The sequence below is a fragment of the Geminocystis sp. NIES-3709 genome, assembly GCF_001548115.1.
GTDB lineage: Bacteria > Cyanobacteriota > Cyanobacteriia > Cyanobacteriales > Cyanobacteriaceae > Geminocystis.
Genome location: NZ_AP014821.1, coordinates 1,260,287 through 1,275,144, shown reverse-complemented (window position 1 = coordinate 1,275,144; position 14,858 = coordinate 1,260,287). Strand labels below are relative to the sequence as shown.

Below are 14,858 nucleotides of genomic sequence, written 5' to 3'. Positions count from 1 at the left end.
GATGGGGGAAAATGCAATTGAAAAAAAATAACTCATTCTCAAGATGTCAAAATTTTGCCTGATCTATGTTAACTGTTAAAGAACATTTTTTAGACATTAGTTAGTCGAAACTAAAGCATTAATGTTCTGGTAAAATACGATGAGGAACTCCATGAGCAATCAAATCAATAGGACAGTGATAAGTTTCTTGAATCATTTGTGGTGTAATTATTTTGTCTTGATGATAATGTAAAGAACGATTTAAACAAGCAATAGTTTTAACATAGGCAGAGATTGCTCCTAAATCATGAGAAATAAGTAATATCGTTATATACTCATTTAGTTCTTTTAATAATTCATAAATATTTTTCTGCACTTTAGAGTCCACATTAGCGGTAGGTTCATCTAATAATAATATATGGGGTTGACTAGCTAAAGCACGAGCAATATATATCCTTTGTCTTTCTCCTCCTGATAACTCTCCGATAGATCTCGATCGCAATTTTACCATGCCCACTTGCTCTAAACAATGGGTAACGATTTTTTCATCATGGGAATTGTAGCGTTTGAAGATATGTTTTTTTGACAGTCTGCCCATTCTAACTACATCTTCTACCTTGATGGGAAAAGCTCGATCGAACTCTAAAACTTGAGGTACATAACCAATATATTTTCTACCTTCAGAAACAGGATAATTCATGATAGAAATATCACCAGATTTAGGAGTAATTAATCCTAATAAAGTTTTTAATAAAGTACTTTTTCCTGCTCCATTAGGTCCAATTATACCAATAAAATCTAATTCATTTACCTGTAAGTTAATATTTTCTAAAACGTTAGTTTTTCCATAACTAACATAAATATTTGATAATTTAATTACTTCACTCATTTTTCATCGATTGGGCTAATTTATCGGCAACTTGTAAAAGATTTTCTGACCAATTTTCGGCTAAATCATCAAGTAATATAACTTCTCCTCCTATCTCTCTAGCAAAGCTATCTACGGTTTTTGTCGTAAATTGAGGTTGGGCAAAAACTACCTTAATATTATCAGCTTTAGCTTGTTTAATTAAGTTAGCTAATTCCCCAGAAGTTGCCTCTTGTCCTTCTAATTCGATCGAGATTTGTTCTAAATTATAATCTTTAGCAAAATAAGACCATGCTGGATGATAAATCATGAATTTTCGTCTATCTATATCTGCAAATTTTTGGCTTATTTGTCGATCTAATTCTACTATTTCTGTCAAAAATTTATCTAAATTTTGTTTATAAATGGCTTCATTTTTAGGATCTAATTTTACTAATTCTTGATAAATATTTTGTGCTTGAATCTTGGCTAATTTAGGAGATAACCAAATATGAGGATCAAATGTATTGCCTTCTTTTCGATCGTGATTTTTTTCTTTATCTTCATGACTATGACCTTCTTCCTCGTGATCATGATATACCATAGGCATTTTGTCAATACCTTCTCCTGAATTAATGATAGGAATTTGAGGGTTAGCAGACTTGATTTTTTCTAACCATGTTTCCTCAAAAGGTACTCCAGTACTAATATAAGCAGATGATTGACTTAAATTAGCTAATTGTTGAGGTAATGGCTCATAGGTTTCTGCGGCTATACCCGGTTCAACCATAACATTAACTGTGACTAATTCCCCGCCAATTTTTTCTACAAAATATTTTTGTGGTAGGATACTAACCGTTAAATTAAGTTTATTTTCATCTGGATTAGATGGAGAATTATTGATTTGTGAAGTTTTTGAATTTATATCTTTTTGAGGATTTATTTGATTACATCCTCCTAAATTGAATAGAGTTAAAATTAATAAAAAGTTAATTAATTTATAGTAAAAAAAAATCATATACATACAGTCTATAACTTTACTCTATATGAGTATACCAAAATGGCTTTAAGACTTGTATGTTTGAGTGTTCACATGATCAATGGTTAAATATTTTGTTATGGGAATATTGAATAACCTAAGACGCATTTAATCTTCCTTTTTTATGCTCTAAATCTCTTGATATAAAAGGTTCGATATTTTCAAATGGTTGCGTTTTGGCTTAATTGTTTGATAAGTTTAAATTAAAAGTAAATATTTTTTTCACAATATTTTATAATAAGAGAGTTGATGGTATTAATTTAAGTAACGACACACACGATATATTATTACATAAACACTAATTTTATTAATTTTGGCGACAATAGTTATTAATATTATTAACTAAATCTTTTTGATCTTGAGATAATTTTATAATTTTTTCTTTATAAAAAATCGCTTTTTCTGTATCTTTAGTTTGAAAAGCATTTACAAAATTTCTTGTTAATTCTCCATAGTTTTGATAAATTATAGCTAAATTTTTAACATATTTATTTAATTGTTTATCTTGAAAACTTTTATCTAATATTTGTTGTCCTGAATTTTCAAAAATATCTGCTATTTCTAATATTTTTTTTGTATCTTTTGTCGTTAAATTAGCTTGAGTTATTACGGCTAATTCTGTCGTTATATTTATAATCTTTTTACAATCAGATACTTTAGTATTAAAACATCCTGTTAAACTAAAATTTATACTAAGTATCAAGAATAATAATGGAAAATATTTTTTAGGTCTAATCATTAATATAAAAGATTTATTATTTTCGATAACTTAAAATAAGAGAATTTTTCTCGCTCATGACGCAAAGGCACAAAGGAAATGATCAAATTATTTTTCCTCGGATATTTTAGCTTATTTGTGAGTATCAATATCACCACCTGCCCACTTGTCCACTTGTCGTCATCCGCAGTTTTTAGGTAATCGATCATTTTTTGTATTAAAATTAGGTTACATAAATTTCAGCTTATTAATGGTTAATTCCTTATTGCTCATTCTCTTTTCTGATAAAATCTTAATGAAATTTTAAAATATGTAAATAAACTTAACAATAAATGAAAATATTAGTCGTTGGTGGTACTGGTACTCTAGGCAGACAGATAGTGCGTCATGCCATTGATAAGGATTATCAGGTACGCTGTTTAGTGAGAAACAATGCTAAAGCTAGTTTTTTGAAAGAATGGGGTGCAGAATTAGTAAAAGGTGATCTTTGTAAACCAAAAAGTTTAACATCTGCATTAGAAGGAGTTGATATAGTAATTGATGCGGCTACAGCAAGAGCTACAGATTCTTTGAGAATACAAGAAGTTGACTGGCAAGGAAAACTTAATCTAATTCAAGCGTCTAAACAAGCAAATATTCAGCGTTATATTTTCTTCTCGATTCTTAATGCTAAAGATTTTGAAAATGTGCCTTTAATGGAGGTTAAACATTGCACAGAATTATTTTTACAAGAATGTGACTTGAATTATACTATTCTTAAGTTAGCAGGATTTATGCAAGGTTTAATCGGTCAATATGGTATTCCTATTCTTGATAATCAACCTGTGTGGGTAAGTGGAGAGAATACACCGATCGCATATATGAATACACAAGATATTGCTAAATTTGCCATTAAAGCGATCGAAATTCCCGAAACTAATAATAATATATATCCTGTGGTGGGTACTCGATCGTGGACAGGAGAGCAAATTATCGAGCTTTGTGAGCGATTATCTGGTAAACAAGCCAAAATTTCCCGTATTCCCTTAAGTTTACTTCGATTTTTGCGAGGTTTTACCCGTTGGTTTAAATGGACTCTTAATGTATCTGACAGATTAGCTTTTGGAGAAGTCTTAGCTAGTGGTAAACCGATGAATGCAGAAATGGAAGAAGTTTATAAAATTTTTCAATTAGATGCTCAAGATACTACTACTTTAGAAGATTATTTACAGGAATATTTCGATCGAATTATGAAAAAAATCAGAGAAATTGATTATGAAAAAAGTAAAATTAAGAAACGCAAGAAAAATAATTTCTTCAAATAATGGGGAATGAATTTTTATTTCTTAATGAATTACTTAAAATATTCTAATTTTTAAATTATAAATTGTACATTCACTATGGCAATAACCAAAGTAAAAACCATTGCTGATGAGGTTAGGGGAGATTTTCCTATCCTTAATCAGAAAATTCATGATAAACCTTTAATATATTTTGATAATGCCGCTACATCACAAAAACCAATAACGGTTATTGATGCTTTACGCCATTATTATGAATATGATAACGCTAATGTTCATCGAGGAGCACATACTCTGAGTGGAAGGGCAACAGATGCCTATGAAGGTGCAAGAGATAAAGTAGCTAAATTTATCAATGCCAAAAGTCGTAACGAAATTGTTTATACTAGAAATGCAAGTGAAGCAATTAATATTGTTGCTTATACATGGGGTTTAAACACCCTTAAGACTGGTGATGAGATTATTCTCACGGTAATGGAGCATCATAGTAATATTGTTCCTTGGCAAATTATCGCTGAAAAAACAGGGGCATTGATTAAGTATGTGGAATTAACCTCAACTCAGGAATTTGATTTTAATCACTATCAATCCTTATTGTCGGATAAAACAAAATTAGTCTCTGTAGTTCATATTTCTAACACTTTAGGCTGTATTAACCCTGTTAAGAAAATTATTAATTTAGCTCATCAATACGATGCAAAAGTTTTAATTGATGCTTGTCAGAGTTTACCTCATTTATCGATCGATGTTCAACAGATGAATTGTGATTGGCTTGTAGGATCGGGCCATAAAATGTGTGCTACTACAGGGATTGGCTTTTTATACGGCAAAGAAGAATTATTAACTGCTATGCCTCCTTTCATGGGCGGTGGTGAAATGATTGCAGATGTGTATTTAGATCATTTTACCTGTGGTGAATTACCCCATAAATTTGAAGCAGGTACACCAGCCATCGGAGAAGCCATCGCTCTTGGGGCTGCAGTGGATTATCTTAGTAAAATAGGCATGGATAATATACACCGTTACGAGGAAGAATTAACGGCTTATTTATTTAAACAGTTAAACGAAATTCCAGATTTGACTATTTATGGTAATCAACCCACTCCAGACGGTAAAGGAAGGGCTGCTTTAGCCGCATTTAACGTTAAAGATATTCATGGTAACGATCTCGCAACACTTTTAGATCATGAAGGTATTGCTATTCGATCTGGTCATCATTGTACCCAACCATTACACCGTTATTTAAACATATCAGGTAGTGCAAGGGCTAGTTTATACTTTTATAATACTTTTGCTGAAATAGATGCTTTTATTGTGGCACTCAAAGACACGATCGCATTTTTCCGTCAAATGGAATAACAATTAACAATTAACAGTTAACAATTAAAAGTCTCCCCTATTCATTTTCAATTTGATTTAGATATACTTTCAAGCTATTAAAAAATAAAAAATTATGTTGCGAAAAATTCCTTTAGCATTAGTTGGTTTAATTGTCGGTTCAATATTAACATTCACAGGATTTTATGCCTATGCCATCGGTAACTCTACCCTCAACTTAGCCGGTTTTTTCTACGGTATTCCCCTATTATTGGGAGGATTAGCCTTGAAAGCCGCTGAATTAAAACCCATACCTTTCGCAGAAGAAACTCCCTCAGAAGTTGTTGCCTTAAGAAAAGAAAAAGCAACAGATACTCAAAATCAATTAAGAAATGATGTCACACGCTATCGTTATGGACAAGAAGCTCATTTAGATGAAGCCTTACAGCGTATTGGTTTAAGTCCTACTGATGATGAAAGACCAATTTTAACAAAGATAAAAGAAGCTAATATTAATGATAATTATGCCCTTATATTATTCTTTGATTCTCCCTTAATAAGTTTTGATAAATGGCAAGAAAAAGTAGAAAAAATTACTAAGTTTTTTGGGCCCGGAATCACAGTAGAAGTATCTCAAAATGGAGAAACAGGAATAGAATTAGCCTTAATTTCAGTGTAGTTTTATAACTAACTAACGAACCCTGAAATTTATAGTTAAAGAAATTTTTGGACTCTAAAGTTAAGTTTTCAAAAATTTAGGTTACAGTTGATGATAATAACTAAATTCTCGTGATTAAATCACTTTTTTATATGCGCGCTTTATTGGTATATCCCATTTTTCCCCAAACTTTCTGGTCTTATGACAAAATTTTAGAATTAGTCGATCGAAAAGTGTTATTACCACCTTTAGGATTGATTACCGTTGCGTCAATTTTACCCCAAGAATGGGAGTTTAAATTAGTCGATCGAAATATTCGTAAGGTAACGGATGAAGAATGGCAATGGGCGGATATAGTGATTTTTTCCGCTATGATTGTGCAAAAATACGATTTAATTAATCAAATAATAGAGGCGAAACAAAGAGGAAAATTAGTAGCAGTGGGTGGCCCTTATGCCACTTCTGTACCCCACGAATTGGAAGAAAGTGGAGTCGATTTTTTAGTGTTGGATGAAGGAGAAATCACCTTACCAATGTTTGTAGAAGCCATCGAAAGGGGAGAAAAACAAGGCACTTTTCGCACTACGGAAAAACCTGCCGTAACTTCCACTCCGATTCCTCGTTATGATTTATTGGAGTTAGATGCTTATGATTCTATGTCAGTACAATTTTCGAGGGGATGCCCTTTTCAGTGTGAATTTTGTGATATTATTGTCCTCTATGGACGAAAACCGAGAACGAAAACCCCTGAACAACTTTTAAAAGAGTTAGATTATTTATATGAATTGGGTTGGCGCAGAGGCGTTTTTATGGTAGATGATAACTTTATCGGTAATAAACGCAACGTTAAATTATTACTAAAAGAGTTAAAAATTTGGCAAAAAGAACACCAGTACCCATTCCGATTTAACACTGAGGCTTCCGTGGATTTAGCTGACGATGAAGAATTAATGCAGTTGATGGTTGACTGTTATTTTGATGCCGTATTTTTAGGCATTGAAACCCCCGATGAGGATAGTTTACAGCTTACTAAAAAGTTTCAAAATACTCGTAGTTCTTTAGCGGATGCTGTTGATAGAATTATTAGAATTGGTTTGCGCCCCATGGCTGGTTTTATTATTGGTTTTGATGGTGAAAAGAAAGGTGCTGGCGATCGCATTGTCCGCTTTGCCGAACAAGTAGGGATTCCAACTACAACATTTGCCATGCTTCAAGCCTTGCCAAATACGGCTTTGTGGCATCGTCTCGAAAAAGAAGGGCGTTTACGAAAAGGCCGAGACGGTAATATAAACCAAACTACTTTAATGAATTTTACTCCCACTCGTCCCATTGAAGATATTGCTCAAGAATATGTAGATGCTTTTTGGCAATTGTATGATCCTCATGCTTATCTCGATCGAGTTTATCATTGTTTTCTCAAACTGGGCGCTCCGACGGCAAAACCTCCGGCTAAATTACCTACTTTAGTTGATTTAAAGGCATTAGCCATTGTAATTTGGCGACAAGGAATTAAACGAAATACTCGTTGGAAATTCTGGCATCATTTATTTAGTATTATTAAACATAATCCCGAAGTCTGGGAACACTATTTAACCATGTGCGCCCACAATGAACATTTCCTAGAATATCGTCAAATTGTCAAAGAACAAATCGAAGCACAATTGGCAGAATATTTAAGTCTTGATAAACAATTATTAGTTGCTTGTTAAGCTAGGCAATATTCAGTTGACAGTTGACAGTTGCTTTTATTCATTTAAAAACTAAGTAAGCCTCAAAACCTTGATTTTTCATTATTTAACCTAATATCTAACACCTAATATCAGGTTCGATTAAATAGTTATAGTAAAATTTCACGCCTCGATGCACTCATGTCGCAAAGAAGTTCGCAGACTTTTATTATAACTGTACTTTAGACTATAAAAGTGATAATTTTTAACACCCCATCGGTTGATAATCTTCTTACAATTACTTTTCCACCACGAAAAACAGGACAAATCAATGCTCCTTCTTCTTTTCCCCGTACCTTTAGCCATTCATTAACTATAGAACCCATTTGGGATCTTTTCAAAAAGTGCGATCGCAAATAGTCGAGAAACTATAAGTTAACTATAATAGGGTATTAACTGCTAATCTTTACATCATATTGCTTTTAGGTCAAAATGAAAGAAACTACGTCTTCATCAATGCCCCCAGTTCCTTCGCTTTGCTCAGGACTAAAGGTTTTAATCGCTGGTGTGAAAAAATAGATCCAGTCTTAAAAACTACGGCACAAAAACGAGAGTTTATAGTTATTCCAAATAAAAACCGAACACTAAGAAATACAATAATCGGAAATAATTTTATCTATATAAGTTTCAATTGAAGCATACATTCTTGTTCTTTTTAAAGCACTAAAATCATGTTCAATATCATTCAAATCTGGAGAGTAAGGGGGTAAAAATATTACTTCGTGTTCTGTGTTTTCTATTAATTGTTTGATTATATTTTTCCGATGAATCGGCGCATTATTCATAATTAAAATTGATGGCATAGTTAGTGAAGGTAATAAATGAACTTCTAGCAATGTTTCAAAACTTTCAGCATTAAGACTTCCTCGAAAAATCATTGGTGCGATAAAATCTTTTTTGTATTTTCTTCTCCCAGTAATTAAATTCTCTCTAACTTCTCTTTTTCCCTGCTGCTGCCCATAAATTTTTTTTCCTTTTTTTGACCACCCATACTTACAATATACTCGAGAATCAAATCCTGACTCATCAATAAATACAAGACTTTTACTACCAAATATGGAAATTAATTCTCGTAATTCCCGATAATATTTGATTCTCAATTCTGGCTTTCTTTCTTGATAACGTAATTGTTTTTTTTTCGAGTAATTTTCATTTTTTTGCTCTTAAAAAAAATGGCATTAATTGTTACATTAAAATTTCTAGCTCGGTCAATCAATCTTAAATCTGGATTCTGTTGAACATCTTTTTTTAAAGCATTCCAATCTAGTTTTCTTTGACGATGTTCAACTTTAATTGGAGACAGATTTTGTCTTTTTAACCATTCATAGATGGTTGTTCTTCCTATTTGGTAAATTTTAGCCCCATTGGTAACAGTACCACCATTTCTGACATAATTTACTACTTTTTTTCTTAAATCAATAAGACATAAAATTGAATAATAATTTCCTTTATTTTACCATATACTGTTCTATTCTTAGTTGGAATTACTATAAAAGACAATGTGGAAGTGTTTAGCTCATATAAAGCTAGTTTGGGCTTAATTTGGGCTTAATTTTTGTCTAAGTACCGTTAATCGTATCACTTTTCTAAAAAAAGATCCCAAATGGGTTCTATACTCCATAAAATAACCAAGTTCCCCATATTTGCAACTTGATTCCATTGATTGAACCTGTCCATAAATAACTCAACCCTAACAATCTTTTTACTGTATTAAATGCCTCTTCTATTCGCCAACGTTTCCCATATAAATTAACCACTACATGAGGAGGTAAAATCTCGGGATCTATTACCGATGTTAAATAAATTTCTTACTTTTTTTGTGGCTAGATGATTTTAGTTGATTTTAGCTCATTTTTAATTTTGCAAGAGGTTTATTCTTGGAAATGTGTTGTGATTGGCAAATACACAGTGAAGCAACTTCCTTTATTTAATTGACTTTTTACCGTAATTTTACCTTCATGAGCTTGAACAATACTCTCAGCGATCGCCAAGCCTAAACCAGTTCCCTTAATCTGCGGAGTTCGAGCAGATTCTGCCCTCCAAAAGCGATCGAAAATGAACGGCAATTGTTCAGCAGAAATGCCTATACCTGAATCTTCAATTTGAATGATAGCTTTTTTTTCCTCTTGCTGTAAGGTTATTTTGATCTGTCCTTCGGAAGGTGTATATTTTATGGCATTGTTTAATAAATTAGAGAACAATCTTTGTAACTGAAAAGCATTGCCTTGAACAATCACTGACTGAAAATAGTGAACTTTGACATTAATTGCTTTTTGTTCCGCTTGAGGTTCTAAAGATAAAAGTACATCATCTAATAAGTCTTCTAAAGGAATATTGACAATATCCTGTGCCATAAAATCTAAATCATTATCAGTACGGGCAAGTAATAATAAATCTTCAACTAAATGTTTCATTTGCTCCGTTGCACTCAAAATATTGGTTAATTTCTCCCAGTCTTGAGGATGAATTCGTTCGGGGTGACTATGTAGTACTTCTACGGAAGTTTTAATTGCAGTTAAAGGACTCCGTAACTCATGTGACGCATCACCTGTAAATTGCTGGAGTTGTTCATAACTTTTAGCTAGAGGTTTAAGGGCTTGACGAGTTAATATTATTCCACCGAAACCAATTAAACCTAAAGTTAACAGATTGCCAATACTAAAACCCCATAATAAACGCTGTAAATTAGCGTGAATATGTTCTGTTGATTCAGCTACACGAATATAACCAACAATATAAGTTTCTGAAGCATTAATATCTTGTCCTTGAGAATGTTTATTGTTATATACTGTAATCGTTAGCAGTTGAATAGGTGGTTTTCCAGACAATGTTTGCTCACCTAAAATTAAAGGACTAGAAAAATTAAGTTTTCCTGATTTTCCTAAAAACTTTTGATCTTGATCAAACCATTCAATGGATTGTCCTGATTGCTGAAGATTTTGCCAAGATAAATCTAGATCACCATCTCCATCCAAACGGCGAATAGGGGGATTTATAAGGGCGTTTTTATCTTTCTTAATTGCCTCTAAACTATGTGCCGCCGAATCTGCTAAAACTTTTAAACGTTCATTTACTTGTTGATAAAGACTATGGGCAAAATATTGGTAAACGAGAATAATAGAAATGGCACTAATTCCTATCATAATTGCTAGACTATAGCCTAAGATTTGCCATCGTAGAGATTGAAAACGAGGGCTAAGTACAAAGGGGCGATTAGAGTCGGGCTGTTTCATTTTAGAATTTTGGTTTAAGGAGGAGTAATAAGTAACGAGTTTTTATAACTGTACTTTAGACTAATAAAATATTTCAAGACAATAAGTAAGCTAACAAAAATTAGCCTCAAGAGAAAATAAATTGAATTAGTTATTCCTTAAAATTTATGTTTTTTTCCCTTTTTTATTTTTGGATTGCCGTTTTTTTATCGTCGGATAAACCTTTGCTTTGTTTCTTTTTCGTCCTTTTTCCCAGCCGTTGGATTTTCCTCGACTTTTAGGAGTTGAAGTCGGACTTCCAATCTCCACCAATAATGAGATCATTGATCTGGCTACTCTTTGAGGGGTTAAATTCTCTTGTGGTTTTTGTCACGGTAAATGGTGTTCTTGCACTAAATCTTTTGAAAGCCATAATTGCCAAGTAATATTGACGATTAAATCACTCCATCTTTGGCACTGAATGGGAGTGCGAAAATTTGGTAAAGTCCAGTGCAATCTCTGCGAGTGCAAAACGATACCAATGATCCACTCCAAATCGTCGGCTATATTGACTCCAAATCTTCTCCAATGACAAAAACTCTTCTCCCACCCAGATTAACCATAGTGGACGATGTTCACCTCCTGTTTTTTTCGGATTTAATCGTTCAATTTTGAATAAACTCAGTGTTTGTAACGGTGCATGGTAAAAATGAAGTTGAGTCCATTTAAGCTAAGACGCATTGATTTGGTATATAATTTAAGTCAGAAAAGATAAAACTTAGGTGTGATTTATGCCTTCTAAAAATTTTTTGTCAGAGGAAGAAAGAAAGTATCTACAAGATGCTTTAAAAATAGAAAAGAGATCGGAAGTCAGGGAAAGAATTTTAATATTTTTATTAGAGAATGATGGTAAAAATTATCAAGAAATAGCAGTTTTTTTGGGTTGTTCCCCCAAAACGGTGGCTTACTGGGCAGTTCATGGTAATCCTAATAATGTAGATTCATTGCAAGATAAAAGAAGAAAAGGAAACCAAACAAAAGCAACGGATAAATATATTGAAAGATTATTAGAAGTAGTTGATAAAAATCCTGAAGATTTTGGATATGATTTTGGTCGATGGACGGGGCAAAGATTATCAGAACATTTGGAAAAAGAAACAGGAATTAAATTAAGCAAATCACAAGTAGTGAGGATATTAAAAAGAAAAAAGTATAGTTATATTTGGGGAAAATATAGTTTAGAAGACAAACAAAATCAAGAACAAAGAAAAGCATTTAAAGAAAAATTAGAACATTACATAGAAATAGGTAAAGAGAATCCTGAGTTAGTTCAAGTATGGTTTTGGGATGGGGCGTTTAAAGTGGCGAACTAAATTCGCCACACAGCCCCTCATGAATGTGGTTTTAGTTTAAGGGTGATAAGAAGAAAAACATGGACGAAAAAAGGAAAAAGAAAAAAGGTGAAGGGAGAAAGAAGAAGAGGAAGAGTAAATATCATGGGAGGAATAAGATATTCGGATAAAAAAAGAAGATGTTTTGTAATAAAAAAAGGTGATTCAGAAACGTTTTGTGAACAATTAAAAAAGTTATGGGAAGAAATAAAAAATGAATGGGTAAGTAAGGGAAATGATGAAAAAGATTTTAAAGAATGTGGTCCGAAAATAATCATAATATTAGACAACGCAAGTTTCCATAAAAAAAGGAAATAGTAGAAAAAATAGAAAAAAATCTACCGAATATAAGACTAGAATATTTACCGGTATATAGTCCAGATTATAACTTAATAGAATTAGTGTGGCATTCGGCAAAGGAATATATAGCTTATAGAAACTTTGAAAATAAAGAACAGCTAGAAAAAACAGTAAATTACTTATTAAATGAAGGAGGTTTAGTAATTAATTGGAGTAAAAAATTTAAGAATAAGGGTGAATTAATCAATGTAAGTTAAATGCGTCTTAGCTTACTAATTCGTATTTGACCTAAAGATGAATCTTCCATTTCCAAAACTTCATCGGCATTGGGGAAATTTTCAGACTTATTTAATTTCCATGTTGCTTTACTTAAAGGAGTTTCAAAAGATGTGATTCTTTCATGTCTTAAGGGTAATGTCCAACTACCCTGATGATCTAATTGGAGCAACCATGCTATGGTGCTATATCCTTGTCCTATTACAGATGAATTGAGGGATGAATGAGAATACTGATAAGTTCTGTCTTTCATGGTTGGACTATCTGGACATTCCCAGGGGGTATGATCGATGCCAAATAAAAAATATTCTGAAGGTGGTATTTCTTGAATATATCTTTTCATCAGTTTATTGCTATTGGGGCGACAATCTTCTATGGCTTCATAAGTGCTAGACCATTGGCGATGAAAAAAAGGAGACAAAGAAAATTCTGCTAGACTACGAGCATTTTCCGTAGCCATGATACTATCCATTAATTGAAAAGTGGCATCCTTACTTTTGAATAACATTTGATGAGTGTCAAGACGAAATTGTTGAAGTCTGTTATATTTGTTCATAGAGAGAGAATTGAATTTGTGATTATTTTTATTTTCTCTCTATTTTCTCTCAAAGTCTTTTGTGTCGTTATTTCCTTCTCATTTAGTCTAAAGTACAGTTATAATTTATAATCAGTTTATGATTATCTTAAGATTTTTTATTATTACTTAAAATCTGGAGACAAGAAATCCCCCCAATATCCTAATACCCTAACACCCCAACATTTTTACCGACTTACTTTGAAACAGTCCTGATGATTAGAGGGGCTTGAGACGATAGCCAATACCATAGACGGTTTCAATAAAATCAGAAGATATACCTGCATTTCTTAACTTTTTGCGTAAATCTTTAAGGTGAACTTTAACGGTTTCTTCACCCGGTGGTTCTTCATAAGACCAAAGTTGATCTAAAATTTGCCTACGACTTAGAACTCGTTGAGGTTTACGCAAAAATAGTTCCAATAATTGATATTCTTTGGGAGTTAAAGATAAAAGTTGTTTTCCGTAAAAAACTTCATAATTACTAGGATTTAAACGCAAGTCACCCCATTCTAACACGGGTGGGAAAGTGTTATTTCCTCGTCGCAGTAAGGCTCGAATACGGGCGGTTAATTCAGCTAAATCAAAGGGTTTAACTACATAATCATCTGCCCCTGCATCTAATCCTAAGACTTTATCTTGGCTACTATCCCGTGCGGTTAACATTAAGACAGGGGTTTGAATATTTGCTTGACGTAGGCGTTGACAAAGTTGAATACCGTTGAGTTTAGGTAACATGACATCGAGAATAATGACATCATAATTGAGGATTTCCAGATAGTTCCAACCAACTTCTCCATCTTCAGCCACATCTACTTGATATTGACAATCACTAAGAGTTTCAGCTAAGGGTTTTGCAATCCGTGAATCGTCCTCTACTAATAGTATTCTCATCTCTTTTTTGAGAAATACGGGATCAAAGTTAACAACTAAAAACTGATACATGACAGTATATTAAATTTTGGGATTTTAGTTAACAGAGCGTTTACGAAATAAACCAGTCATCTGAATACCTGTTACTAATATTCCTAATAGCCCGAAACCTACCAGTAAAACATAAATAACTCGCAGAAATGAACCTAAATAGTTTCCCTGATGAATATCCATTAAGATTTCAATTTGTTCTTCCGACAAGCCCAACCCAGTTTCACCCAAACGATAGGCAATCCCTGTTGTAGCACTAATTAATAATGGTAAGAATAGAATGGGGGCAAGAAAGCTATGAAGAAGGCGAAAATTTAATTTACCAGAAGCAGTAATCGCTTTTTGTTTTCTCTGCTTAAACATCATCAGCCCAGTAACTATCATCGCTAATAATCCTAAGCCCAGAAATAACACATAAAAAGGTACTAAAGGTTCACCCAAAAACTTGCCTTCATGTAAAGCTAAAACATTTTCACCTAATTCATCTGATAAACCGAACCAACTTCTAGCAACACGATAAAAAACTCCTGTTAAGGCAGTGATTAAAAGAGGAAGGAATAGAATTGGTGCGAATTTACGATGAAGTTTACGGATTTGAAGATTTGCCATGTTCAAAAATAATATAACGGTACTTAGA

General features: G+C 32.8%; 11 protein-coding genes and 5 pseudogenes. 5 read left to right on the top strand and 11 right to left on the bottom strand.

Annotated features, from left to right (window positions below; translation table 11 throughout):
• Positions 1-118: 118 nt before the first annotated feature.
• The 3 genes from GM3709_RS05400 to GM3709_RS05390 all read right to left on the bottom strand — a co-directional run bounded on the left by GM3709_RS05400 (position 119) and on the right by GM3709_RS05390 (position 2,604).
• Positions 119-868: a metal ABC transporter ATP-binding protein gene (locus GM3709_RS05400; protein WP_066116980.1), complete on the bottom strand. Its 750-nt coding sequence runs from the start codon at positions 866-868 to the stop codon at positions 119-121.
• The gene (locus tag GM3709_RS05395) at positions 861-1,844 is read right to left on the bottom strand and encodes a metal ABC transporter solute-binding protein, Zn/Mn family (RefSeq protein ID WP_066116978.1); all 984 of its coding nucleotides are present in this window, start codon (positions 1,842-1,844) and stop codon (positions 861-863) included. The genes GM3709_RS05400 and GM3709_RS05395 overlap by 8 nt, the downstream gene beginning before the upstream one ends.
• A gap of 328 nt (positions 1,845-2,172) precedes the next feature.
• Complete coding sequence (locus tag GM3709_RS05390) at positions 2,173-2,604, bottom strand: hypothetical protein (RefSeq protein ID WP_066116976.1); 432 nt, start codon at positions 2,602-2,604, stop codon at positions 2,173-2,175.
• Positions 2,605-2,915: 311 nt separating this feature from the next.
• Here GM3709_RS05390 and GM3709_RS05385 point away from each other — a divergent pair, with 311 nt between their 5' ends.
• The 4 genes from GM3709_RS05385 (at position 2,916) to GM3709_RS05370 (ending at position 7,547) form a co-directional block, all read left to right on the top strand.
• The gene (locus tag GM3709_RS05385) at positions 2,916-3,887 is read left to right on the top strand and encodes an NmrA family NAD(P)-binding protein (protein WP_066116974.1); all 972 of its coding nucleotides are present in this window, start codon (positions 2,916-2,918) and stop codon (positions 3,885-3,887) included.
• Positions 3,888-3,962: 75 nt separating this feature from the next.
• A complete protein-coding gene (locus GM3709_RS05380; protein ID WP_066116972.1) occupies positions 3,963-5,222 on the top strand; it encodes a SufS family cysteine desulfurase in 1,260 nt (419 codons plus the stop codon).
• Between the two features lie 94 nt (positions 5,223-5,316).
• The gene (locus tag GM3709_RS05375) at positions 5,317-5,859 is read left to right on the top strand and encodes a DUF2854 domain-containing protein (RefSeq protein ID WP_066116970.1); all 543 of its coding nucleotides are present in this window, start codon (positions 5,317-5,319) and stop codon (positions 5,857-5,859) included.
• A gap of 131 nt (positions 5,860-5,990) precedes the next feature.
• Positions 5,991-7,547 carry a B12-binding domain-containing radical SAM protein gene (locus tag GM3709_RS05370; protein WP_066116968.1) on the top strand — a complete coding sequence of 519 codons (1,557 nt, stop codon included), beginning with the start codon at positions 5,991-5,993 and terminating at the stop codon, positions 7,545-7,547.
• Positions 7,548-7,747: 200 nt separating this feature from the next.
• Here GM3709_RS05370 and GM3709_RS20410 read toward each other — a convergent pair whose 3' ends face one another.
• The 5 genes and pseudogenes from GM3709_RS20410 to GM3709_RS21760 all read right to left on the bottom strand — a co-directional run.
• Complete coding sequence (locus GM3709_RS20410) at positions 7,748-7,891, bottom strand: hypothetical protein (protein ID WP_158506703.1); 144 nt, start codon at positions 7,889-7,891, stop codon at positions 7,748-7,750.
• 258 nt (positions 7,892-8,149) lie between these two features.
• A pseudogene (locus GM3709_RS19600) lies at positions 8,150-8,997 on the bottom strand (IS630 transposase-related protein).
• 181 nt (positions 8,998-9,178) lie between these two features.
• A pseudogene (locus tag GM3709_RS18950) lies at positions 9,179-9,367 on the bottom strand (transposase); the annotation flags it as partial.
• A 69-nt stretch (positions 9,368-9,436) separates the two neighbouring features.
• On the bottom strand, positions 9,437-10,798 hold the full coding sequence (locus GM3709_RS05360; RefSeq protein ID WP_066116966.1) for a cell wall metabolism sensor histidine kinase WalK: 1,362 nt from the start codon (positions 10,796-10,798) through the stop codon (positions 9,437-9,439).
• Positions 10,799-10,942: 144 nt separating this feature from the next.
• Positions 10,943-11,483, bottom strand: a pseudogene (locus GM3709_RS21760) (transposase); the annotation flags it as partial.
• A gap of 64 nt (positions 11,484-11,547) precedes the next feature.
• Here GM3709_RS21760 and GM3709_RS19590 point away from each other — a divergent pair.
• A pseudogene (locus tag GM3709_RS19590) lies at positions 11,548-12,704 on the top strand (IS630 family transposase).
• 11 nt (positions 12,705-12,715) lie between these two features.
• Here GM3709_RS19590 and GM3709_RS05340 read toward each other — a convergent pair.
• The 3 genes and pseudogenes from GM3709_RS05340 to GM3709_RS21315 all read right to left on the bottom strand — a co-directional run.
• Positions 12,716-13,279 (bottom strand): annotated as a pseudogene (locus GM3709_RS05340) (transposase); the annotation flags it as partial.
• A gap of 237 nt (positions 13,280-13,516) precedes the next feature.
• Positions 13,517-14,191, bottom strand: coding sequence for a response regulator transcription factor (locus GM3709_RS05335; protein ID WP_066121758.1), 675 nt, complete (start codon positions 14,189-14,191; stop codon positions 13,517-13,519).
• A 75-nt stretch (positions 14,192-14,266) separates the two neighbouring features.
• Positions 14,267-14,830 carry a PepSY domain-containing protein gene (locus GM3709_RS21315; protein ID WP_071828015.1) on the bottom strand — a complete coding sequence of 188 codons (564 nt, stop codon included), beginning with the start codon at positions 14,828-14,830 and terminating at the stop codon, positions 14,267-14,269.
• Positions 14,831-14,858 lie beyond the last annotated feature (28 nt).

Excerpts from the sequence above, each read along its gene's own strand:
- GM3709_RS05400 (WP_066116980.1), bottom strand. The coding sequence starts at position 868 with ATGAGTGAAGTAATTAAATTATCAAATATTTATGTTAGTTATGGAAAA.
- GM3709_RS05395 (WP_066116978.1), bottom strand. The coding sequence starts at position 1,844 with ATGATTTTTTTTTACTATAAATTAATTAACTTTTTATTAATTTTAACT.
- GM3709_RS05390 (WP_066116976.1), bottom strand. The coding sequence starts at position 2,604 with ATGATTAGACCTAAAAAATATTTTCCATTATTATTCTTGATACTTAGT.
- GM3709_RS05385 (WP_066116974.1), top strand. The coding sequence starts at position 2,916 with ATGAAAATATTAGTCGTTGGTGGTACTGGTACTCTAGGCAGACAGATA.
- GM3709_RS05380 (WP_066116972.1), top strand. The coding sequence starts at position 3,963 with ATGGCAATAACCAAAGTAAAAACCATTGCTGATGAGGTTAGGGGAGAT.
- GM3709_RS05375 (WP_066116970.1), top strand. The coding sequence starts at position 5,317 with ATGTTGCGAAAAATTCCTTTAGCATTAGTTGGTTTAATTGTCGGTTCA.
- GM3709_RS05370 (WP_066116968.1), top strand. The coding sequence starts at position 5,991 with ATGCGCGCTTTATTGGTATATCCCATTTTTCCCCAAACTTTCTGGTCT.
- GM3709_RS20410 (WP_158506703.1), bottom strand. The coding sequence starts at position 7,891 with ATGGGTTCTATAGTTAATGAATGGCTAAAGGTACGGGGAAAAGAAGAA.
- GM3709_RS05360 (WP_066116966.1), bottom strand. The coding sequence starts at position 10,798 with ATGAAACAGCCCGACTCTAATCGCCCCTTTGTACTTAGCCCTCGTTTT.
- GM3709_RS05335 (WP_066121758.1), bottom strand. The coding sequence starts at position 14,191 with ATGAGAATACTATTAGTAGAGGACGATTCACGGATTGCAAAACCCTTA.
- GM3709_RS21315 (WP_071828015.1), bottom strand. The coding sequence starts at position 14,830 with ATGGCAAATCTTCAAATCCGTAAACTTCATCGTAAATTCGCACCAATT.